Annotated in this window: 23 protein-coding genes; 16 read left to right on the top strand and 7 right to left on the bottom strand. The window is 43.6% G+C overall.

All coding sequences use genetic code 11. The features are described 5' to 3' along the window. The first annotated feature begins 2 nt into the window (after positions 1–2). The 3 genes from L1271_RS13455 to L1271_RS13445 are packed head-to-tail and all read left to right on the top strand — an operon-like array spanning position 3 to position 1,718. A complete protein-coding gene (locus L1271_RS13455) occupies positions 3–764 on the top strand; it encodes a chemotaxis protein CheW (RefSeq protein WP_102056491.1) in 762 nt (253 codons plus the stop codon). A 24-nt stretch (positions 765–788) separates the two neighbouring features. Next, positions 789–1,286, top strand: coding sequence for a chemotaxis protein CheW (locus tag L1271_RS13450; RefSeq protein WP_102056492.1), 498 nt, complete (start codon positions 789–791; stop codon positions 1,284–1,286). Further along, positions 1,287–1,718 carry a DUF2802 domain-containing protein gene (locus tag L1271_RS13445; protein ID WP_102056493.1) on the top strand — a complete coding sequence of 144 codons (432 nt, stop codon included), beginning with the start codon at positions 1,287–1,289 and terminating at the stop codon, positions 1,716–1,718. It abuts the gene before it with no gap. Between the two features lie 290 nt (positions 1,719–2,008). Here L1271_RS13445 and L1271_RS13440 read toward each other — a convergent pair whose 3' ends face one another. Together L1271_RS13440 and fliK are read right to left on the bottom strand one after the other, a co-directional pair. Continuing rightward, positions 2,009–2,305: an EscU/YscU/HrcU family type III secretion system export apparatus switch protein gene (locus L1271_RS13440; RefSeq protein WP_235368048.1), complete on the bottom strand. Its 297-nt coding sequence runs from the start codon at positions 2,303–2,305 to the stop codon at positions 2,009–2,011. A 4-nt stretch (positions 2,306–2,309) separates the two neighbouring features. Next, the gene (gene fliK / locus L1271_RS13435) at positions 2,310–4,763 is read right to left on the bottom strand and encodes a flagellar hook-length control protein FliK (RefSeq protein WP_235368047.1); all 2,454 of its coding nucleotides are present in this window, start codon (positions 4,761–4,763) and stop codon (positions 2,310–2,312) included. Between the two features lie 103 nt (positions 4,764–4,866). On the opposite strand from fliK, the gene ccmA reads away from it, so the two are divergent. Genes ccmA through L1271_RS13385 form a run of 10 tightly spaced genes read left to right on the top strand, consistent with a single transcriptional unit; the run spans position 4,867 to position 12,604 of the window. Then, complete coding sequence (gene ccmA / locus L1271_RS13430) at positions 4,867–5,490, top strand: cytochrome c biogenesis heme-transporting ATPase CcmA (protein WP_235368046.1); 624 nt, start codon at positions 4,867–4,869, stop codon at positions 5,488–5,490. After that, positions 5,490–6,176, top strand: a complete 687-nt coding sequence (gene ccmB, locus L1271_RS13425) for a heme exporter protein CcmB (RefSeq protein ID WP_010606377.1) — start codon at positions 5,490–5,492, stop codon at positions 6,174–6,176. The genes ccmA and ccmB overlap by 1 nt, the downstream gene beginning before the upstream one ends. Before the next feature lies 1 nt (position 6,177). Then, a complete protein-coding gene (locus L1271_RS13420; protein ID WP_010369087.1) occupies positions 6,178–6,915 on the top strand; it encodes a heme ABC transporter permease in 738 nt (245 codons plus the stop codon). A gap of 2 nt (positions 6,916–6,917) precedes the next feature. Continuing rightward, a complete protein-coding gene (gene ccmD, locus L1271_RS13415) occupies positions 6,918–7,121 on the top strand; it encodes a heme exporter protein CcmD (protein ID WP_010606378.1) in 204 nt (67 codons plus the stop codon). Then, positions 7,118–7,597 (top strand): cytochrome c maturation protein CcmE, encoded by a 480-nt coding sequence (ccmE, locus tag L1271_RS13410; RefSeq protein WP_010606379.1) that lies wholly within the window; start codon positions 7,118–7,120, stop codon positions 7,595–7,597. The genes ccmD and ccmE overlap by 4 nt, the downstream gene beginning before the upstream one ends. Before the next feature lies 1 nt (position 7,598). Further along, positions 7,599–9,557 (top strand): heme lyase CcmF/NrfE family subunit, encoded by a 1,959-nt coding sequence (locus L1271_RS13405; RefSeq protein ID WP_010606380.1) that lies wholly within the window; start codon positions 7,599–7,601, stop codon positions 9,555–9,557. 1 nt (position 9,558) lies between these two features. Then, on the top strand, positions 9,559–10,131 hold the full coding sequence (locus tag L1271_RS13400) for a redoxin family protein (RefSeq protein WP_102056496.1): 573 nt from the start codon (positions 9,559–9,561) through the stop codon (positions 10,129–10,131). Then, positions 10,128–10,592: a cytochrome c-type biogenesis protein gene (locus L1271_RS13395; RefSeq protein ID WP_102056497.1), complete on the top strand. Its 465-nt coding sequence runs from the start codon at positions 10,128–10,130 to the stop codon at positions 10,590–10,592. The genes L1271_RS13400 and L1271_RS13395 overlap by 4 nt, the downstream gene beginning before the upstream one ends. Positions 10,593–10,618: 26 nt before the next feature. Next, positions 10,619–11,872 carry a c-type cytochrome biogenesis protein CcmI gene (gene ccmI / locus L1271_RS13390; RefSeq protein WP_211200860.1) on the top strand — a complete coding sequence of 418 codons (1,254 nt, stop codon included), beginning with the start codon at positions 10,619–10,621 and terminating at the stop codon, positions 11,870–11,872. Further along, entirely contained in the window at positions 11,873–12,604 is a 732-nt protein-coding gene (locus L1271_RS13385) for an MlaA family lipoprotein (protein WP_102056499.1), read from the top strand. It abuts the gene before it with no gap. A 47-nt stretch (positions 12,605–12,651) separates the two neighbouring features. On the opposite strand, the gene L1271_RS13380 is transcribed toward L1271_RS13385, so the two are convergent. Together L1271_RS13380 and L1271_RS13375 are read right to left on the bottom strand one after the other, a co-directional pair. Next, a complete protein-coding gene (locus L1271_RS13380; RefSeq protein WP_102056500.1) occupies positions 12,652–14,670 on the bottom strand; it encodes a TonB-dependent copper receptor in 2,019 nt (672 codons plus the stop codon). An 89-nt stretch (positions 14,671–14,759) separates the two neighbouring features. Beyond that, the gene (locus tag L1271_RS13375) at positions 14,760–15,980 is read right to left on the bottom strand and encodes an EAL and HDOD domain-containing protein (protein WP_010606386.1); all 1,221 of its coding nucleotides are present in this window, start codon (positions 15,978–15,980) and stop codon (positions 14,760–14,762) included. Positions 15,981–16,299: 319 nt separating this feature from the next. Here L1271_RS13375 and putP point away from each other — a divergent pair, with 319 nt between their 5' ends. Next, the gene (gene putP / locus L1271_RS13370) at positions 16,300–17,781 is read left to right on the top strand and encodes a sodium/proline symporter PutP (RefSeq protein WP_235368045.1); all 1,482 of its coding nucleotides are present in this window, start codon (positions 16,300–16,302) and stop codon (positions 17,779–17,781) included. Positions 17,782–17,866: 85 nt separating this feature from the next. Here putP and bcp read toward each other — a convergent pair whose 3' ends face one another. Together bcp and L1271_RS13360 are read right to left on the bottom strand one after the other, a co-directional pair. Continuing rightward, positions 17,867–18,340, bottom strand: a complete 474-nt coding sequence (gene bcp / locus L1271_RS13365; RefSeq protein WP_102056502.1) for a thioredoxin-dependent thiol peroxidase — start codon at positions 18,338–18,340, stop codon at positions 17,867–17,869. Positions 18,341–18,349: 9 nt separating this feature from the next. Next, complete coding sequence (locus L1271_RS13360) at positions 18,350–18,883, bottom strand: glycine cleavage system protein R (RefSeq protein WP_010606389.1); 534 nt, start codon at positions 18,881–18,883, stop codon at positions 18,350–18,352. A gap of 332 nt (positions 18,884–19,215) precedes the next feature. On the opposite strand from L1271_RS13360, the gene bamC reads away from it, so the two are divergent. Both bamC and L1271_RS13350 read left to right on the top strand, forming a co-directional pair. After that, positions 19,216–20,274 carry an outer membrane protein assembly factor BamC gene (gene bamC, locus L1271_RS13355; protein ID WP_102056503.1) on the top strand — a complete coding sequence of 353 codons (1,059 nt, stop codon included), beginning with the start codon at positions 19,216–19,218 and terminating at the stop codon, positions 20,272–20,274. A gap of 65 nt (positions 20,275–20,339) precedes the next feature. After that, a complete protein-coding gene (locus L1271_RS13350) occupies positions 20,340–21,710 on the top strand; it encodes a YjiH family protein (protein ID WP_010606391.1) in 1,371 nt (456 codons plus the stop codon). A 446-nt stretch (positions 21,711–22,156) separates the two neighbouring features. On the opposite strand, the gene L1271_RS13345 is transcribed toward L1271_RS13350, so the two are convergent. Next, entirely contained in the window at positions 22,157–22,681 is a 525-nt protein-coding gene (locus L1271_RS13345; protein ID WP_010606392.1) for a hypothetical protein, read from the bottom strand. Positions 22,682–22,694: the final 13 nt, after the last annotated feature.

The following is a 22,694-nucleotide window of genomic DNA, read 5'->3' as shown; positions in this document are numbered from 1 at the left end:
TAATGAGTAAGCATTTATTTGCAAATGAGAAGGTGATGAAGCAGTATCTTGGTGCCCTGTTGCAAGAGGAGCCAGAGATTGAACAATGCGAATTATCACCAGTTGCAAAGCTACTTGAACAAGTAAAAGAACCTAAATCAGAACTTGAGGAAATAGAATCCTCAGTCGTAGTTGCAACAGAACCTCTGGAGTCAGTGAGTGAAGTTATTCAAGAACAGCCGAGTAAATTGGCTCATGATCTTGAAGTCACTGAAAATACATCTATTATCAAAGAACAGGCAACGATAGAGTCTGTTTCTGCAAGGGAAGCCTATCAAGAAGGTGAATTTCAGGCATTGTTTTTTGAAGTGGCAGGCTTAACACTGGCGGTTCCGCTGAAATCACTTGGGGGAATACACCAACTGGGCGAAGTCAATCAACTCTTTGGTAAACCTAAATGGTTTAAGGGTGTGATGCTAAATCGTGAAGAAAAACTCAATGTTGTTGATACTGCACGATGGGTGATGCCTGAAAAGTTAACGCCAGAATTAGAAGATACGCTGGATTACCAGTATTTGATTACACTTGGGGATAGTAACTGGGGACTGTTAGCAGAAAAACTAGTCAACAACTTAACCCTCAAGCCTGAAGACATAAAGTGGCGCACAGCAGATGGTAAACGGCCTTGGTTGGCTGGAGTGATTAAAGAGAAAATGTGCGCGCTGATTGATGTAGAGAATTTAAACCGTTTGCTAGAACAAGGCCTCGATAGTCGAGAGCAGTAACTAGTATATTGATGGAGTGAAACCATGAGCCAAGATAGACTACTTTCTGCAGACAAAAATGCTGATAGTAATGATGAAGTATTGCAATGGGTTACTTACAAGCTTGAAGAGGAAACTTACGGTATCAATGTAATGCAAGTACAAGAAGTGCTGCGTTACACCGAAATTGCACCAGTCCCAGGTGCACCAAGCTACGTACTCGGGATCATTAATCTGCGTGGTAACGTTGTAACGGTTATAGACACGCGAGCTAGGTTTGGTCTACAAAGTGCTGAAGTAACGGATAATTCAAGAATTGTGATTATCGAAGCCGAAAAGCAAGTTATTGGTATCTTAGTAGATAGCGTTGCTGAGGTGGTTTACTTACGTAGCTCGGAAATTGACAGCGCGCCAAACATAGGTACCGAAGAGAGCGCTAAGTTTATCCAAGGCGTATCAAATCGAGAAGGCGAGCTGTTGATCTTAGTCGATCTTAATAAGCTATTAAACGATGATGAATGGGATGAGCTGAGTCATATCTAGATGTCTGAAGTAGTAAACGCACAAACCGTTTTACTCGTTATATCAATAACCTCAAGCATACTTGCGTTAGTATGCTTGAGGTTTGTTTTTGTGCTGAGTAAAAAACTACAGAATGCGCAGGGGCAAACAGCGCAACTTTCGAGCTCACTGCAGGGGTCTGAGCAACAAATAGCAATATTACGCAGCGAAGTTGCGGAGTTACGTGCCAGTATCATGAGTATTGGTAAGCGGGTGGTCGCAACCGAGCAAGAGTTAAATGACGTTGCGAATCAGCAAGCAGCACAGAAATATGATGACCCTGACGCTAAAATGTATTCTCGCGCCGTGAAAATGGTGGAGCTTGGTGCTGATATTGAAGAGGTGATGCACGAGTGTGAGTTGCCAAGAGCTGAGGCAGAGCTGCTCATGTCTTTACATAACAAATCAAAATGATTGTCTAGGGCCTGTTGACCTTTCAAGTTTGTTTTTGCAGCAGTTTGATTGGTATTTATACAAGGCAGAGCCTGCGTAGCATAGTTATTCTATGTAAGTTAGGCGATAACACAGAAGAAATTCCAATCAAGCGCTGCCCTTTGGGTTCCCCTGAGTGCGCTTTGTTCTTTGTTGCTCAACTTTTGCCTAGATTACTAGGCGGCAAGTCGAGCGTCGCGATCAAAACACACTCAGGAGAACAAAAATCAAACAGCAAAGGTCAACAGGCCCTAGAAAGTAGGAAATTTTGGCTATGCCTTAATATCTAGCTTGCCACGAAAACCTTCCCAACCAGCTGGAAACTTACCACGCATAATGTAAGAAAAAGCGATGAGTTCAGCAATCACATAGTAGAGTTCCCTTGGGATCTCTTGGTGTAACTCAAGTGCACTGAGTGTTTGTGCTAATGATTCATCCTCATGGATCATGATGTTTTTCTCTTTTGCCAGCGCAATAATTTCCTCTGCTAGTTCGCCATATCCTTTAAAGGTGACCTGAGGTGCGCTACCAGCTTCATATAACAGCCCGATTGCAGATTTTTGTGTCATTTCTTTACACCTTAATGTTGATAATTGCGTGTTCATTAAAGAACTTATCTTGAAAGCTGGCTTCTTCCCTAAGGCCTATCTCTGCGACTTGTAGCCCATGAGATGCTAACTTATGTCTGAGCGTTGCCAAATGTGGCTCTGCGAGCTGCTTGACCTGATTGGAGGTGGCTACTAATGCACATTCCAGGGCTTTATCCATCAGCTCGGCTTGGGCATGGATCTGACCTTTTTCTGCAAAATCAAAACAAAGACGAATAAACCACACAGACTTCTCCGGCATACCAGGTTTCGGCGACTTTTTATATTCACCTATTTGTAATTGTGTTTGCTGTTGCTCTTGTCCTACTTTGGTGGGAAAGAGCAGGTTAATAATTAACTGTGCTTCGCTGTCTTGTTTCGCAGAGTTGGTGGTTGTAGTTTGTGATTGTTGCGGTTGTAGTTGGTTATGCAATTGTCCTAATTCGTTTAACAGCTCTTTTGCTTGTGGTTGTTGTAGCGCTTCAGTTGTTTGCTTGGGTGAGGTCAACTTCAGTTGTGGTAGCAGCGCATCCAGTAAAGCTTGTATTTTTTGCGTTGCTTGCTCATTGCTCTGAGTTTGGTTTGCCACCTGACTACCTAATAGCGACACAATTAAACGGTCCAACATTTGTGTAAAGCTCGATTGAGCTAAACTTGTTGGCGTGTTAGCAAAGGTTGCCATGCCCAGTTGGCTTTCTAACTGGTTTTTAACGGTGAGCGCGTTGACTGAACGGTCATCAAGCAAGCGCGAAAATGCTTGATTGACTAATTTCTGCAATTCAGGCGTTTGTTTGAATGTATCTGCTTTGACGAGCTTTTCGATGGTTGCAGAAGCTTGGCGTAACATGTTTGGTGTGTTTTCTTTTTGTTCGGCCTTAGTCATGGGCAGAGTAAGCAGAGCTTCAATTACCCCTTTAGTTTGATTGCTGGTAGGCTGCGGTACTTGAGAAGGCGTAGCGGTTACTTTTGTGCCTTGTGAATGTGTTGTAGATTGCAACTGGAACGTTTTAGCAGAATCTACAGGCGCAGAACTCGCTTTACGATAAAGCGGCCGCTCTAAGACTTGTGTCAGCTGTTCAACTTGCTTATTGCTAAGCGACAGTTTACCCGTGAGAGTGTCCAATAATAAGGACAGGGCTTTTTGTTTCACCTCAAAATCAACCGGTGGCGCTTGATATTTTGGTGTTTCTGCGAGCTGGTGTTGTAAGTAACGAGCAATGGAGCTGGCTAACTTTTCGCTTTGCAAGGGGAAGTGACTTTTTTGCAACGGTAATGGTTGCTTTGCCATCAGCTCTGTAAGATTAAGTTTTATTTGGTTTGTGAGCTGTTGTAGTGGTGTGCTTGGTTTATTCTCATTGTGAGCACTTACTTCCTCACTTTGCATATACAGCACTGAGGCCGAACGACTCAAAACATGACTTTGGCCGTTCTTGACTGGGGAGTTCGCGGGCTGATCAACCTGATTTGTGAGTGGCTTCCCAAAAGGTCTTCCGATCAGTACTTGCAACGCTTTTACTACTGTTGACTTAATTTGTTGCAGATTGACTTCAAGTAACGGTTTGTCATACGCCAGCGTATGTACTGATGCTAAGCGTGACTCAAGCGGTAAGGGGGTTTCCTTATTCACTGCAGTGACTTGTTGCAGCAAAGCGCTAAGCGGCTTTATGGTCTCTACTTTTACTTGTTGTGTCGATTTTGTGATATCAATTCCATTGAAAGCCGTTTTTACTTCGCCTTTTTGCCATGTGGTTGCTGCAGGCCAGTTACTGCTTATTGGCGATAAGGTTATTGAACGGTCATGAATGTTAAGTGTTACTCCACTTGGCTGAGGCTTCACCTCAACACTGCTAAGTTGACTAGAGATAAGTTTTGCAATCATTGACTTAGGTAAAGCCGTACTAAACAGCAAGTCTTTAAATTGATTGACGACCTGCAAGGAAACATTACTTTGTTGGGCACTAAGACGCGCAATGAGTTTGTTTTCACTTGCGAGCAATTGTGCCACGGCTTGCGGAAGCGGTATTTTTAAATCAAGCACCTTGATGTGCAATGTGGCGTCTGGCAACGTGGTTGCTGAAGACTGTACTACTGGGCTTGGCGTGTGCGTCTTTAGCGTCGTTAAAATATCAAAAAGCTGTTTTGTCAGCGTTACTTGCGCTTGTAATTTGGGCGTTTGAAAGGTGACCACCTTGCCAGTTTCATCAATACTAACCTGTGCTTCTGGAAGCTGATTGGGCTGGGTTGGAGGCTTAAGCGCTAGTTGGATAGTTTGCCAGCGGCCATCAATTGCCACATCCATTTTTAGTTTATCGTTACTAATTTGGATATTCTTCGCTGCAAACGGTTGGTTTTTGGCTAAGTCTAATCTCGATACTTCGCTATTATCTGTGCTTATCACAGATGCTGTCGTCGTATTTGTTGTAATTGGCAGCTTATTCATTATTTTAAATCAAATTTTCGCTAATCGGTCGCATCGGATTATTCGTATTACCATACCATTATGTTAGACTAACGCCCAATTTTAGGTAAAGAGAAGCCCAAGTTTGCTAGAGATAGACGCCGTCACTTGTACCAAACAAGATAGATGCTTGTTTGACTCATTAAGTTTCACTCTCCATGCGGGGCAGATCATGCAAATTGAAGGCCCAAATGGTGCCGGAAAAACCTCTTTGTTGAGGATCATTGCTGGGTTCGCCAGAGCGGACGAAGGGCAGATCCGCTACAACAACACTGATATCCGCGATGATTATGATTCATTCGCTGCCGATTTATTATTTATTGGTCATAAGACAGGTGTCAATCAACAACTTAGTGCCTACGAAAATGTTCAACATTGGCTTATGGTTCATGGCGCTCAGGCCGATGAAGAAGAAGTCTATACATTGCTTGCCAAGCTCGGTTTAATAGGGCTTGAAGATGTACCTGTGCGGACATTGTCGGCAGGCCAACAGCGCCGTGTTGCGTTAGTACGTTTGTGGCTGAATCAGGCCAAGCTTTGGGTGCTAGATGAACCATTTACTGCGCTGGATAAAAAAGGGGTCGCCATGTTGCAAACCCAATTTCAGTCTCATCTCGACAAGGGGGGCGCCATTTTATTGACGACCCACCAAGATCTAACCGCACATTTTGCACAGTTACAAACCTTGGCATTGGAGTACCGTTTGTAATGCAGACTCAACATTCTTATTGGTTAGCTTTTAAATCGGTTTATGCCAAAGATGTGACCTTGGCCTTTAGACAACGCGCTGAGATAGTCAATCCTTTGTTGTTTTTCCTTATCGTGATCACCTTATTTCCGTTAGCAATTGGGCCTGAACCTGCGCTGCTTACCAGAATGGCTCCGGGTATTATTTGGGTAGCGGCACTTTTATCGACTATGTTAGGTCTAGATAAATTATTTAGGGACGATTACAACGACGGCTCATTAGAGCAATTGATTGCTTCACCTTATCCTTTATCGCTATCAGTATTAGCAAAAGTAGCAGCGCATTGGACAGTCAGTGGTTTGCCAATGGTGGTGCTTGCGCCGTTGTTCGCGCTGTTAATGAATCTCGAATCGCAGTCTCTCAATGCGACTGTACTGACCTTACTGATAGGTACACCGTTATTAAGTTTTATTGGGGCCATTGGCGCAGGACTCACCGTTGCATTGCAAAAGGGTGGCATTTTAATGAGTTTACTCGTCCTTCCGCTTTATATCCCCGTATTGATTTTTGCAACGTCCGCCATAGATACCAGTAGCATGTCTTTAGCGTATGGTGGTCAGCTTGCAATCCTTGGTGCGATGCTTGCCGTCGCAATTGTTGCCGCACCAATTGCCATATCGTCAGCTTTAAGAGTGAGTGTAAGTTAAAATGTGGAAGTGGTTACATCCTTATGCCAAAGCGGAGCGTGCTTACCAACTGTGTAACACCTTGCTTCCTTACTTTGCCGTGATTGCGGTAGTGGGCTTAATTGTTGGATGGGTTTGGGGGTTAGCCTATGCGCCAGCCGACTACCAACAAAAAGACAGCTATCGTATTATCTTTATTCATGTACCGTCGGCTATCTGGTCGATGGGCGCATACTCGTCTATGGCTATTGCGGCTATTGTTGCCTTGGTATGGCAAATTCGTAATGCTGAACTGGCGGTTATAGCCATTGCACCTATTGGTGCGGCAATGACTGCGATTGCGTTAATCACTGGTGCTGCTTGGGGTAAACCTATGTGGGGCGCTTGGTGGGTCTGGGATGCAAGATTGACGTCAGAGCTTATCCTATTGTTTTTGTACTTCGGTGTTTTGTCTCTATATCATGCCTTTGAAGATAAAAAATCAGGTGGTCGAGCTGCCTGTATTCTTGCCATTGTCGGGGTCGTTAATCTGCCTATTATTCATTTCTCGGTAGAGTGGTGGAATACGCTGCATCAGGGATCAACTATCACCAAATTTGATACTTCAGCGATTGATCCTTCCATGTTGTGGCCTTTGTTGATCAACATAGTGGCGTTTGCTGGTGTGCTTGGCGTGGTTACGCTAATTCGTTTGAAAAATGAAATTTTACGAAGCGAACAACACCGTCCTTGGGTCCGCGAATTAGTGAATAGGGGTTAATCATGCAGTTTGAATCCTTCAGTGAATTTTTAGCCATGGGTGGCTATGGCTTTTATGTTTGGCTCTCATTCGGCTCATGTGCATTAATACTGGCTGGTATGTTAGTCGGCTCTATCTTGGATGGTAAGAAGCTAAAGCAAGCAGTTAAAGCGCAAATGGCAAGAGAAGCACGGATTAAAAAAGCAAAAGAGGAGTCGCAAGCATGAATCCTAGACGCAAAAAGAGATTATTCACCGTTGCTGCCGTAATCTTTGGTATTGGCGCAGCGGTTGGGCTTACGCTTTATGCACTACAAGAAAATATTAATTTGTTTTACACGCCGAGCGAGCTTGTTGAAGGTAAAGGTGAGTTAAAAGAAATCCCGCAAATTGGCCAGAAGCTGCGTATTGGCGGTATGGTTGTGCCAGGTTCAGTGGTGCGTGATGAAACGTCTTTAGATGTGTCATTTAAACTTATCGACACTGGTCCTATGGTTACTATTCGTTACAAAGGCATCCTTCCTGACCTATTCCGTGAAGGCCAAGGTATTGTAGCGCAAGGGACGTTAGTTGAGTCTAATGTAGTTGAAGCGTTTGAAGTACTTGCCAAGCATGATGAAGAGTATATGCCATCAGAAGTGGCTGAAGCCGTGAAAGGCATTAAACACGAAAAGCCAAAATATAATTTAAACAGCGAGAACTAAAATGGTCCCAGAAATAGGTTACTTCGCCTTAGTTCTGGCGATGGCATTGAGCTTATTACTGTGTATTTTCCCATTGTGGGGTGCTTATACGGGTAATTTGAGGCTGATGAAAGCCGCTCCTTCACTGGCCGTTGGTCAGTGTATTCTAGTTGTTTTCTCATTTATGGTACTGATCTACATAACGTTAATGGATGACTTTACGGTTGCGTATGTGGCGCATCATTCGAGCAGTACTTTACCTTGGTATTATAAAATCACCTCAACATGGGGTGGACACGAAGGCGCAATTTTACTGTGGTTGGTAATGCAATCCATGTGGACCATGCTGGTTGCTGTGATGTCAAAGTCGCTACCGTGGGTATTGCGAGCGCGTGTGTTAGGTGTCCTTGGCTTTTTAGGGGTGGGTTTTATGCTCTATACCCTGTGGATGTCGAGCCCGTTTGAGCGTTTGCTTCCTTACTTCCCTGTTGAAGGGCGTGATTTGAATCCATTATTGCAAGACCCAGGTATGATCATTCACCCGCCGCTCCTTTATATGGGTTATGTTGGCTTATCTGTGTCTTTCTCTTTTGCAATTGCTGCGCTTTTAACCGGTAAACTTGATAATACTTGGGCTAAATGGTCTCGTCCTTGGACAATGGCCGCATGGGGCTTTCTTACTCTAGGCATTACAATTGGTAGTTGGTGGGCGTACTCAGAGCTTGGCTGGGGCGGTTGGTGGTTCTGGGATCCGGTGGAAAACGCTTCACTGATGCCTTGGCTTGTTGCAACCGCTTTATTGCATTCACTCGCAGTAACGGAAAAACGTGGTGTGTTTAAGTCTTGGACAGTACTACTTGCTATCACCGCGTTTAGTTTATGTTTACTGGGTACCTTTATCGTTCGCTCAGGCATTATCGTATCGGTGCATGCGTTTGCAACCGATCCTGACCGTGGTTTATATATCCTGTCATTCTTAGCTGTGGTTGTGGGTGGCAGCTTAGCGCTTTACGCACTGCGCGTAGCTCAAGTATATAGCGAAGGGCGTTATCAATTCATTTCGCGTGAAGTAGCGCTATGGATCAACAATATCTTCTTAGTGGTTGCGACCTTGATTGTATTATTGGGCACGCTATTGCCTATGATCCACAAAGAGTTGGGCTTAGGCTCTATTTCTATTGGCGTACCTTTCTTTAACCAAATGTTTGCGATATTAATCGTGCCGTTCGCGATTTTGCTGGGTTTAGCCCCTATGCTGCGCTGGAAACAAAATAAAATGCCGCCACTAGTGAAAAAATGGGCTGTATTGATTGCGGTGAGTTTAGTGCTCACCGCGACGTGGTTGTACTCGAGCTACGAAGTGGTGGCACCACTAACGTTTGTTGCGACAGCGCTGGCTGTGTGGATAAGTGTGGCTACTGCTGCTGACTTATTTAATAAAGTGACTGTTCACCCAAGTGTTGCGATCGGCTTTAAAAAGCTAGGATTGAGCTATTGGGCAATGGTACTTGGGCACATTGGTATTGCCTTTGTTATCGCGTCGGTGACGCTAACTTCAGCATACTCAGTTGAGCGCTCCGTGAGCATGAAACCCGGTGAAACGGCGATGCTAAACGAGTACGAATATCGCTTTGATGGCGTAAAAGAAATTCGAGGCCCGAACTACGGTGGTCATGCTGGCGTAGTGACGGTATTCAAAAATGGTAAAAAAGTAACCGAGCTGCATGCAGAAAAACGCCGTTATGATGTAGGGATGCAGTTTATGACCGAAGCCGCTATTGATGATGGTTTCTTCCGTGATTTATATTTAGCACTCGGCGAGCCGCTTTCTGCAGGCGCGTGGTCGCTTAGGATCTATCACAAACCATACGTACGCTGGATGTGGCTAGGTGGGCTACTTATCTCTTTTGCCGGCTTCATTGTGCTTGCGGATAAACGCTACCGCAACCGCGTTAAAAAATCATCCCAAGTGGAGGCTTAACATGAACCGCAAGTTATTAGGTTTAGTGCCTTTTTTGATATTTATTTTCCTTTGTGTGTTTTTGTACCAAGGACTATTTGGTAATCCAAGAGAACTTCAGACAGGCCGTTTAGGACACACTATGCCTGAGTTTTCTTTACCCGATCTAATGGATAGTGATAAAACTTGGACCGCCGACTCGCTTAGGGGTGAAGTCTACTTGATGAACGTATGGGGCACTTGGTGCCCAACGTGTATCGCTGAGCTAGGTTATTTAACTGAGCTTAGAGAGCGTGGCGTGAAAATAATAGGCCTGTATTACGAGCAGGCTTATGACCCTGATTTTGGCGACCAGTTTGATATCAATGCACTAAGACAAGATGTCAATAACATGCTGAGTCGTGCTGGTAACCCATACCAATTTAACATTCTTGATTTGGAGCGTACACTAGCACTGGATCTAGGAGTTTCAGGCGCGCCAGAGACTTTTTTGGTAGATAAGCAAGGTAAGATTTTGTTGCATCATACTGGCGACATCAATGAACGCGTGTGGCGCACTAAGTTTGCGGCAATCTATCAGGAGTTAACGCAATGAAATATGTAATTGTTTTGCTTTTAATGATGATTACTGCAGCGGCGCAAGCAACGGAAGATAAGTATAACTTTGCCACGGCGGAACGTGAGCAAACTTTCCGAGAGCTGACTCATGAGCTACGTTGCCCTAAATGCCAGAACCAAAACATTGCAGATTCAGATGCCGTCGTTGCCAAAGACCTGCGTGACAAAGTCATCGCATTGGTTAATGAAGGTCAGTCTAAGCAAGAGGTCATTGATTATATGATCGACCGCTATGGCTATTTCGTTCATTATCAACCACCTGTTACGCCTGCAACAATCGTACTTTGGGTGCTGCCAGTGGCAATCATTATTTTAGGTTTCGGCTTTATTATATTTCGTCAAAAACGCGCTGCGAAAAAACAAGATTGGAATGCCGCAGACGAACAAAAGCTAGCTGAGCTCATTAATCAATATCAACGTCAGGAGCGTGAGCAGTGAGCGAATTCTCGACAGATTTAACTCAAATGTGGTTTTTGTTTCTTCTGCTAGGCATATTTGCCGGTCTGTTTGTGGTTTTTCCGTTTATTAAAAAGGAAAAGCGCGTCACGGTTGATCACGATGCGAACGCCGAGCGTATCGATATTTTTCATCAGCGTTTGGAAGAGTTAAAAGAAGAGCTTGCTAATCAGCGTATCGAAAAAGACAGTTATAATGAATCTGTGGTTGAACTCAAGCGTCGCTTATTGAACGAGTTATCGCCTGAACAATCATTGACGAGTCGTGGTGACAACCGTGTATTAGCGCTGACAGGTATTGCTTTTATGGTGCTGGTGACAGGTGTCTTTTATTACTATACGGGTAGCCACAGGCAAATAGCTAGCTGGCATGAAGCCGTTGAAAAGTTACCTGAGTATGGTGAGCGTGCAGTAATGCAATCTGGAGAGCCGCTAAATGCCAACGAGCTACAAGCATTTGCGCTGGGACTAAGAACTAAACTAGCAACCGCTGGCGACGATGCAGTTGCATGGATGTTACTTGGTCGTGTTGCAATGTCACTTAGTGACTTTGAGATGGCGATGCAGGCATTTGATAAAGCACTCGTGATGCAACCTAATAACAATAATGTTTTGGTGAATTATAGCCAAGCATTATTGATAGAGGGCTCAGAGCCAAGTATGAATCGCGCGGCCAGAATGTTGTCAAAAGTGCTCAAGAATGATCCAACGAATATTGATGCGATTAGCTTGCTGGCGTTAATTGCCTATGAACGTCAAGATTGGAAAGAGTCAAAAGCCGCTTTTGAAGTCTTGTTGTCACAATTAACCAAAGATGATCCGCGTTATGAGATGATCGCAGGGCGGATTGCTGAAATCGAGCAAAAGTTGGGTCAACAAACAGATGAACCAGTAGCTGTAAAAGCTGGTATTGTCGCTACTGTAACCATTTCAGCTGAGTTACAGAACAAGATTCCAAAGGACAGCACGTTGTTCGTTTTTGCAAAAGCGGCTGAAGGCCCAGCCATGCCATTGGCGGTCGCCAAAATTACAAACTTTAACTTGCCAATGACGGTAAACCTAGATGATAGTATGGCAATGATGCCTGAATTAACCTTGTCGAAATTTTCTCAAGTTACGGTCACCGCACGTATTTCTAATGATGGTTCAGTAATGCCTTCAGATGGAGAACTAGAGGGTGCTTCAAGCGTAATTGAACTTCAACAAGGCGAAAATCAGCTCACTGTCGAGATTAGTCGTGTCTTAACAAATACAGGGAAATAAATGCTTAAAGCTGTGCTCACAGGTTTACTTGTGCTGACCGTTGTCGGTTGTGCGCAAGTACCCGAAGAGAAAAAGGATCCACGAGATCCATTTCAATCACTTAACCGTCCACTTTATGACTTCAATATGGATGTGTTGGACGCCTATATCTTACGGCCTGTTGCTAAAGGATATGTTGCGGTGACTCCCGCTCCTGTGCGCAGTAGTGTGGTTAATTTCACCACCAACATCGCCGCGCCGACCGATGCAGTAAACGCGGCATTGCAGGGCAAGCCTGATCATATGGCAATCAATGTTGCTCGCTTTTTAGTTAATTCTACGGTCGGTATTTTTGGCTTGTTTGATGTTGCGAAAACACTTGGCCTTGAGCTTAAAGACGAAGATTTTGGCCAAACCCTTGGGGTGTGGGGCGTTGGTGATGGTGCGTATATTATGATCCCAGGTATGGGACCGACGACCGCGAGAAACTTAACGGGTGATGTAGTCGATAACTTTGTCTTGCCAGAAATTGCACTCACCACGCCACAAACAGTATTAGTGTTTGCGCTGCGTGCGGTTGAGGCAAGAGCGGCTTTGATGTCACAAGAAAAGCTGCTAAATGAGTCGCTTGATCCATACACTTTCTTAAAGGATGTATACTATCAACGTCAATTGTACGAGCTATTTGATGGCAACCCGCCAATGGAAGAAGAGCCGGATGATTTTGACGAGAACTTTTTAGAGAACCTGTAAAAATAAAGGTCGGCAATCGCCGACCTTTTCGTTATCTTTGCGAAAACTTAAAAGCGCCAGTTGAGATTTGCCCAAAGCGTCCTTCCCGGCTCATTGACTCGATCAATTTGGTCAAAGCCACTTACTGCGGCGCCTGAACGACTTAAATGCTCGGCATAGGTTTTATCGAGCACATTATCTACTCCTGCACTGAGTTGTAATGCATCGCTATATTGATAATTGGTGTTGAGTGCAAGTGTACCAAATCCAGTCGTTGCAGCGATATCCTGACCTGCAATATTCCCTTGTCCAATCGCCACTCTATGCTGGTGTTGTACTAATCTTACCAATCCGCCTAGTTGCCACTTATCGCTTAATTGGTAATTGCTTGCAATACGCAGTTGCAAAGGTGGTTGCTGAGCTAATGCGAGATTGTCAGTAAGGTTATTACCCTTTACATAGTTGATACTTCCGGTGAGTTGTAGCGCTTTGCTCGCTTGCCACATTACTTCACCCTCAAAACCGAAGGTTTCCGCGTCAATATTTCTGGTCACTTTTGACGTCATATTCATCTTTTCAAACATATTGTCGACTAATAAATAGTCGTCAATTTGGTTATAGAACACCGAGAAATTGACGTTAATGGCCTTGAACTGTTTTACCAATCCAGCATCTAATTGCAAGGTCTTTTCAGTATCGACATTAAAGGCAGAAATAGACGTTTCACTTCCTCGACTACCACCGACAACTTCCCAGTAATCGGGAAAACGCTCTGTAACGCCGAAACCGACAAAATAGCTGCTGTTTTCAGACTGTGCTTGATAACGGCTAAATCCGCTGAATAACGTATCGTCTCTTGTTTGTAGGGCGGTTGGGTTTGGTTTCATTGACATCATTGCGTTTATCATGGTGCGATGATCTTCACTCTGCCAATCATCAATGCGTAATCCGCTAACCCATTGGCTGGAGCGACCCAATTGATATTCGAACTCGGCAAATACACCGAGCTGTCTAAATTCAGCATCTATTTGGCGCGGCATCGTTTCTACCGGATTGTTGAATTGATCTCGGCTGACTCGATTGCGGTGCTCATTTGCTTGATAATCGACACCGTAGACAAAAGTATGTTGGGCATTGATTTCTGAAGTCAACGTAAGCTTTGCGCCATAAGTTTTACGGTCAGGATTGGAGGAGGTTGGTGTTTTCATCATCATGTTAGCAACAAAAGGACGTAAGCTATGATTGTCCATGATGTGGTCGACGTAGTTATAGTATGCGTTGAATGTTAACTCTTCAATCAGAGATGAAAGGGAGGATAATTTGATATTCAGGCCAATATTTTCTCGGTCGAAGAGGCTACCATCCATCATGCGGTCGGCATAGGCAACTTCACCATCGCTCACCCCGTAAGTGATAGAGTAAAAGGCGTCATCGCTTGGGGTATAGGCAAACTCTGTGTCTATATTCCAGCGCTCGTAAGCCGAGTGAACTTTGGTACCATTGCCATCTTCATAATCATCAGCATCGCTGTAATTTGCAGCGATCCGAGCGTATCCGCGTTCATTACCAGCCTTGATATCACTGTTAACACTGTGGCGGCCTTGGCTCGACAGCACCGCATTGGTAAAGCCAATCACTTCTGACTTAGCTAGGCGTTCATTTTCACGCTCAAATACCACAGTGGCAGCACTGTTGCCTGGCCCATACAACACAGTTTGTGGGCCTTTGATGACTTTTAAGGTGTCGTAGGATTGTGGCGTAATATATGCCGTTGGCGGATCCATGCGGCTACCGCAACCACCCAGCGTTTGACCATTATTGGCGATAATCGCAATTCTAGAGCCTGCCATACCGCGAAACACAGGGTCAGCGCTTGCGCCGCCTTTTTTAATTAGTGAGAACCCGGCGATTGAAGAGAGTAAATCCGCGCCATCTTGTGCTGGTAGTGGTTGGCGTACTGCTTTGGTATCCGTTGTTAGCGTAATTGGTGTTTGCATCGGTGCAATAACAACGATTTTTTCAATTTCATCGGCATGAGTTATGGGGGATAAGGAAACAATAGCAAGAGAGAGTAGGGTGCGTTTCATAAGTTCACTTTGAAGTTGTTTTGGTGAACTTATTTTATCGCTATCAGGTGCTTAGCGGGATGCGACAGATTGTCGCATCCTTTGATAGGTTACTCTATCGCTTTTATTTGAGTGTCACTCCAAACTTGCGACTTTTGATATAGCTCTGCGATATTTTGGCTGGTTACGCCAAGAGATTTTGATATGGTTTCAACACTATCCCAATCACCTTTTTCCAGAGATTCTGCAAGGTCTAGATAGATACCAAAAGCACTCGGTTTCTTCAGTAAAGTTGATTTAATTTCTTGAGATAAGGGTAACTTCGTCAATAAACTGGCCATATCGTCATCAAGAATGGCGTCCATCAGTGACATCATACCAACCAAAAATGTACTCCCAGTATCGGAGACTTTGTTGGCCTTAGTTGCTATTGCTTCCATAAAGTGTGCACGCAATAATGAGAGTGAAAGCAGTTCTTTGGGCTTTTCTGTATTAAGCTGTGAAGCAAACAATAATGAGATCAGACGCTTAAGCTCATCACTACCGAGTACAACCAAGGCTTGTTTAATCGTCGATATCTCTGCTCGGCGTTTAAATACGGCACTATTTGCATAACGAAGAAGTTTGTAGCTTAGGTTTACATCACGCTCGAAGACCTGAGTGATCCTAGCAAGGTCGGGCTCAACGCTTGAAGTCTCATAAAGCAATTCAGCCATGGCTAATTCCGAGGGGGCTAGTGCTTTGGTTTTGACCATCTCGGGTTTGGCAAAAAAGAAGCCTTGAAAATATTTGAATCCAAGCGACTTGGCGAGTTCAAACTGCTCGTAGGTTTCTACTTTTTCTGCCACTAAATCAATGTTAGGAAAATCCTGTATCGCGCCTTTAATGGCATGAATTTGGTCAAGGTTAGTCGCCAAAAAGTCGACTTTTATTTGGTCGATATAAGGAAAAAAATGGCGCCACACATTTTGGTGATGGTAATCGTCAAGCGCTAGTGTATAACCTTGCTCTTTTAGCTCTTTGACACAGGCTAAGAGCCGTTTGCCCGGTTGTACTGTTTCTAATATTTCTACAACAACTTGCTCGGGGGCGAGCATTTGTACATAACCTTTAGCAAGTGTTTCTAGGGTGAAGTTAATGTAGGCTGGCTGTTGATTGGTTAAATCATCTAGGCCAAAGGTAAACTGGCTGCCCTCAACTAACCGGCTTGTCGCTTCATCGCCGTCAATTTCGGGAAATACGTTACTTAATCCATCACGAAATAAAAGTTCGTAGCCAATCAATTCCCTTTGGACATCAAAAATTGGCTGACGAGCCGCGTAAAAGTACATAGATACTACCGTCCAAACAAAATGCTATTGGCTTTAATATAAGGTAAAAGCGCAGTCAGGTCACGCTGGGAAATTGAGTTTACAGAATATGGGTAAATACAGAGCATAGGGTGAATGATAATTAACCAGTTGAATTAGGTACAAATAAAATACTATTTTGGTCAATAGTCTCAGGTGGTTGGGTGTATGGTTTGTGCGTGTTATAGTGAGGTCTTTATGTTTTTGGCTTTTATTCAAAGTGAGTTAGAAATCGAATAATTAAGTGATAGAAAAAGCTCACATTTGGAGAAGAGCCCAACTAACAATTTAGGAGGCTAATTTGGAGATTGGTACGATAATCTCTCTCGCACTGTATTTTATTGCGATGCTGGGAATTGGGTTATATGCATATAAAAAGTCGACCAGTGATGTGTCTGGCTACATGTTGGGTGGCCGTAGTCTGCCACCAAGTGTAGCAGCTCTTTCAGCTGGTGCATCCGACATGAGTGGTTGGATCTTGATGGGTCTACCTGGCGCAATGTTCCTCTATGGTTTTAGCAGTACATGGATTGCAATTGGCCTTGTGATTGGTGCTTGGCTCAACTATTTATTGGTCGCACCGCGCCTGCGTGTTTACACAGAGTATGCAAATGATGCGATCACCATTCCTGACTATTTTGCCAATCGTTTCGAAGATAAAGGAAATGCGTTAAGAATAGTCTCTGCGTTAGTGATCATTGTTTTCTTCACGCTATATACCTCTTCTGGCGTGGTTGCCGGTGGCAAGCTGTTCGAAAGTTCATTTGGCATGAGTTATGAGAGCGGCTTATATATCACAACTAGTGTTGTTGTGCTTTATACTTTATTCGGTGGCTTTTTAGCGGTAAGTCTGACTGACTTTGTCCAAGGCTGTATCATGTTTATCGCTTTGATTTTAGTGCCTGTAGTTACCTTCTCATTACTCGATAATCCACTTTCTCAAACACTGAACGAGTTAAATCCGTCGATGTTAACTTGGGTGGGATCAGCTGGCGCAATAGGCATTATTTCTGCAATGTCTTGGGGTCTTGGATATTTTGGTCAACCCCATATTATCGTGCGCTTTATGTCTGTTCGAAGTGTTAAAGATATGCCAACAGCGCGCCGTATAGGTATGAGCTGGATGATAGTCGCAGCTCTCGGTGCCGTGGGCACTGGTTTGTTTGGTGCTGCTTATGCACATGAGCATGGGATTGTTGTAGACGATGCTGAGACCATTTTCTTGATTTTATCCCAGTTATTGTTTCACCCATTGATTGCGGGATTCTTACTTGCAGCTATTCTTGCCGCAATTATGAGTACCATTTCTTCGCAGTTGTTAGTGAGTTCGAGCTCGTTAACTGAAGACTTTTATAAGATATTCTTGAACAAAAATGCTTCGGATAAAGAACTTGTGCTTGTTGGTCGTATCAGTGTACTAGTTGTAGCGCTTGCTGCCATTTATCTTGCGTACGACAGAGATAGCTCGATTCTAGATCTTGTGAGTAATGCTTGGGCTGGTTTTGGTGCGGCATTTGGCCCGCTAGTATTGATAAGCTTATTCTGGTCTCGTATGAACTTTGCTGGAGCACTCGCCGGCATGGTATCTGGTGCGGTGACTGTGTTGGTATGGATCTACGGTCCGTTTACTTATAATGGCGAGCCGCTTAGTGCGACATTATATGAAATTGTCCCAGGATTTATTGTTGCGACAGTCGCTATCTTTGCTGTTAGCCTACTGACCAAGGAACCAAGTAAAGAGATCACTACCTTATTTAATAAAGTAGAAAACGCGCTTGATTAAAGTCGGTTGAAGCGGACAAAAAACGGAGCATTCAGCTCCGTTTTTTATTTCTCAAATATACGTATATACGGCTTAACGAGTCACTTTAAGCGTGTTCTTTCAAGTGGTTAATCACGACTTCATGGTGGTCTTTGGTTTTAAACTTATTGAACACGTGCTTGATGGTACCGTCTTGACCGACTAAGAAAGATAGGCGATGAATACCGTCATACTCTTTACCCATAAATTTCTTTAAGCCCCACACACCAAACTCATCGGCTACCGTGTGGTCTTCATCCGAAAGTAAGTCAAAGTTAAGCTCTTTTTTGTTTTCAAAGTTCTTTAACTTTTTCACAGCATCTGGACTAATGCCAACGGCTACGGTGTTTAATTCAGCCAGTTCAGTTTTGTGGTCACGCAGATTTTCAGCTTGAACGGTACAGCCTGGGGTCAATGCTTTAGGGTAAAAATAGACTAAAACTTGATGTGACTTTAATAAAGTAGCAAGCTCAACGGTCTCGTCGTTTTGGTTTTGCAGTGAGAATAATGGTGCTTTATCACCGACTTTCAAAGTATTCATAGTAAATCCTTAGCGAATGCGTCTGAATATATAGTCTACGTTTAAGGAGTGTGAAAGATCTTCGAACTGAACTTTAAAGTTATCGATATCCACATCTACAGGAATATTAAACTCGAGCTCGCAGCGCATATGTAGCTCGTCTTCTTGCTCAAAGGTATCTGACTTCAGTGAACAAATATTCACCCCTTGCGCTGCGAAATAGCGTGTTACTTTACTTAACGTACCAGGAGTATCTAACCCTTCATATTCCAAAGTATAACCTGCACTGTATTCGCCTTGTTGATGGCTTGCGGTGCGTTTCATCATCGTTAAAAGGCCAAGCTCCATCCCTTTGGCAGGTAAAGTGTGCTCGACACGACTGATAGACGCCATGTCACCGGCAAGTAGCATGATAAAGGTAAACTCATTGCCCAATATTGCAATTCGACTGTCAATAATATTACAGTTGCAGTCACTCACAAGCTGTGTCAATTCGCCAACAATACCAGATCTGTCTTCTCCAATGGCGGTTAAGACAAGTTGATGGTTTGCATGCATGGTCATTTTGGAACCTCTGATTTCACGTAATGCGTTCAAGGTTAATAATTAACGCGAAATACTACCATATCTGAGTTTTAGCGCTAGCGCGTTGTAATAAAAAATAGAATTGTGCTTGCTGGACATGGTTGCTTGTTTTTCTAATGTATGACAAGTAACATAGGGCAAAATTTTGGCTATGAAATACGTGTTCCCAATATATTTGATGGGACATTCGATGTCATAGCACTAACAATTCAGAGATTGTCAATTTTTGGCAACTTTGTGTGAACCAATTCGGCAATCCTAAATCATAACTTTGATTCGAATAATAATAGGGTTTGCTAAGGAGTAAATGAGTGCAGTATTGGATCCCAAAATCACTGGTTCTTGGAATTGCCGTGAGTCTAAGCGGCTGTAGTATTTTCACAAATGATGCACATCATGAAAGAAATTATCGTGCAAATGCTCCGGTGAAAGCCCCTGAAGGCTTGTCTCAACCTTACCGAGATCCTGAGTTTGCCATGCCAGTTGGTCAATATGAGAACACGGCCGAGCCGGTAAGTTATCGTGCACCGCAGCAAGTATTGACGGTTGCGCAAGGTAGTTGGGTCGAGCAGGGTGAAGACGCCGCAAGGATTTATTTTGATAAAAATGATGGGATAGAGGATTTACCAGCATTTATTTGGCGCGCCGTGGACGGCGTCGTCGCAATGCATAACGCTGGGTTTGAAAGTGATAACAAGGCACAAGGGACAGTGACGACAACTTGGTATTCACTGATCCAACCAAAAGACGGCTGGTTTTGGGAAGAAAGTGTAGAGCCGTCTAAGCAAAAATTTAAATTTACCCTTGAACAGAAAGAGCACCAGCGTACCGCATCAATTCGTGCAGAGTTGATAGATTATCAAGGCGATGACGAGTTAACTGCGCTTCAAAAGAACCACTTAGAGGTACGAGCGCTTAATGAAGTTGTGACCGAATTTGACTATCAATATCGTTTACTACAAGTTGAAATGCGTAAGCGCCAAGGTGTACTGGCACTTGAACTTGGGTTTGACAAGAATGGTGATTCGGCGCTGCTGACTGAAAAAGGTCAAGAAGCGGTACTTGATCGCTTCTCTAACTTCCTAGAAAGAAGTAACTTTACGGTTGTTCGTGTCGATAGGGAAAAGCAGGAAGTTTTGGTTCGTTACGAAGCGCCTGAAAGCAGTGTTTGGGATTCTATTTGGGGTGAAGAAGCGGTTGTATTACCGATTGATAATGGTGATTACACGATAAAGATCGCTCAAGCGCAGGACACGCGTACTTCCATTACCTGGAAGGATAGCGAGGGGAATGTACTTGATGCAAACACCATGAATAACCTGCATCAAGCCTTGATCACTTTGCTAAGGCAAAAAGGTCTAACGATTTAATAAATATAATAATTTAAAAACGAAAAGAGCTTCGGCTCTTTTCTTTGTTTTTGTGGAAGTAAAAAATGACAGAGAGCACTATGACACCACGCTCCACTTTACAAACGTGGTTTGCGTTTATCGTACCGTCATTGATTGGTATTTTTTTGTTTATGACGCCAGTAGCGGTCGGGGAGGCAATGACTATCCCGATTGCAGTGATGGCAAAATGGTTGCAAGCGCAACTAGCCCCTTTTATGAAAGACATGATCGTTGCAATAGTATGTATTACTGGGATCATGAGTCTGGTGGTTAAACTCCTAAGACCCCAAGCGCTATTAAAAATAACCATAATAAGACACCTATTCGATGTAAGCTGGATTTGGTTAATAACCCGACTAGTTGGTATGGTGTTTATTGTGCTTACCTTCAATGGTGTTGGTCCAGAAGCGATCCATTCGGAAAATACAGGGGCGTTAGTGCTCAATGATCTTTTGCCCGTGCTATTTTGTGTATTCATTTTAGCCGGACTATTGCTGCCACTCCTGCTTAACTTTGGCTTGCTTGAGATGGTTGGTACGCTTCTGACCAAAGTGATGCGCCCTTTATTCGGGGTGCCAGGACGTAGTGCAGTAAACTGTGTTGCATCTTGGCTTGGTGATGGCAGTGTCGGTATTTTGATGACCGCTCGCCAATACGAAGATAAGCATTACACACAACGAGAAGCGGCAATCATTGGTACTACATTCTCTGCGGTTTCAATCACTTTTTGCTTAGTCGTTATTGGCCAAGTCAAACTTGAACACCTGTTTGCTCCATTTTATCTTACCGTATGCGCAGCTGGCTTTGTTGCCGCGATTATTGTGCCGCGTTTACCACCGCTCAGATTTAAAAAAGATATTTATGTTGATGGTAGTGATCATAATGAAGATTCTGAAGCTGTGCCTAAAGGGAAGGGGTTGTTTAGCCACTCCCTAGATATAGCGCTTACCAAGGCTAAAACGGCTCCAGGGGTGAAAGGAACACTAGAAGAAGGCCTGCACAACGCATTAGATATGGTGTTTGCTGTGTTACCTGTAGTGATGGCTGTAGGTACTTTTGCGTTGATTATTGCTGAGCATACGCCAGTATTTCAATATTTAGGCACACCTTTCGTTCCTTACCTCGAGCTACTCAATGTGGCAGAGGCAGAAAAGGCCGCGCAGACAATAGTTGTCGGCTTTGCGGATATGTTTATTCCGTCAATTCTTGCCGCAGGTTCCATTGAAAGCGATACCACCCGATTTATCGTTGCTGCCATGAGCGTAACTCAGCTTATTTATATGTCAGAAGTTGGCGCGTTGCTGCTTGGCAGCAAAATCCCGGTGAACTTATGGGAGCTATTCCTAATCTTTATCTTGAGAACACTTGTTACTCTGCCTGTCATCGTCTTCATGGCCAAGTGGTTAGTTGGCTAAAACAGGACACTCAGTAACAGAGTATACTGATAACCCACAATATTTACCCGCCTAAATATTGTGGGTCAGTTGACTAACTTCATACAGATATTCATTATTCTATTTCTCCCCATAACCAATTGGTACTAAAAATAAGCTATTAAATTCCCTCCTCGAGCAATCATCGCTAAAGCTATAGCCTAAGGCACGGGGCCTAAATTGGTATAACTTAAGTTTCAGCCAATGCTTGTATTTTTAATAGGCAATTTTATAAAGAATAGTAAGTATACGAGTTTAGGTTAGTTATAAAATAATGGATTTCAAAATACGGAGGTCACTTTTGATCTAGCCATATCTGAGGTTTTAGGGGGAGCAGAAAATATAGTCATCAGTGTATTAGGCTTTTGAAGCGTAAAAAAGCCCCATTCTAAATGAGGCTTGAGAAAAATTAGTGTTTGACAGGAAAATTATCTAGATGTGTATAAAGTACCTAACACTTCAATTCTAGCTTCAACTACCTTTCCTGATTGCTTCAGTTCAGCAAGTTTACCTAGTAAATCTTGGTTGCTGTTTACACTAACAACAGCAATTCGGCCACCGTCATACGTATTTTCAACAGCAACGCCGTACTCACTTGCTAATTCGCGTGCAGACGCATTGTCTTTCATAAGCAGGTTGATGTTACCAGATACTGGAGCAATCTCACCATTGAATATATTTTTAACTAAAGAGCCTTTAGTAAATAACTGGCTGATAGACGTCGACTTGACTAGCGCTTTTTCACCTTTTTGGCTAATTACAGCACTAGGATCTGCAATGGCTAACGGAACTAATGCATAGTCAGACATAATCTTATAAGCACCAAAATCAGGCTTTTCAAAATTTGCCACTTTGTTTGCTTTCTCCAGTTTAGGAGTCAAGTTGTCTCGAGCCTCTGCTTGAGTTAAGAATAGTGAAGTTGTAATTAATGCCGCGATTTTTAACTTGTTCATAGTATACACTCCA

Origin of the sequence: Pseudoalteromonas sp. OF5H-5, from assembly GCF_021530695.1 — a bacterium.
GTDB lineage: Bacteria > Pseudomonadota > Gammaproteobacteria > Enterobacterales > Alteromonadaceae > Pseudoalteromonas.
Note: the sequence above shows the minus strand (reverse complement) of the source record. Positions and strands in the feature narration are given on the sequence as shown.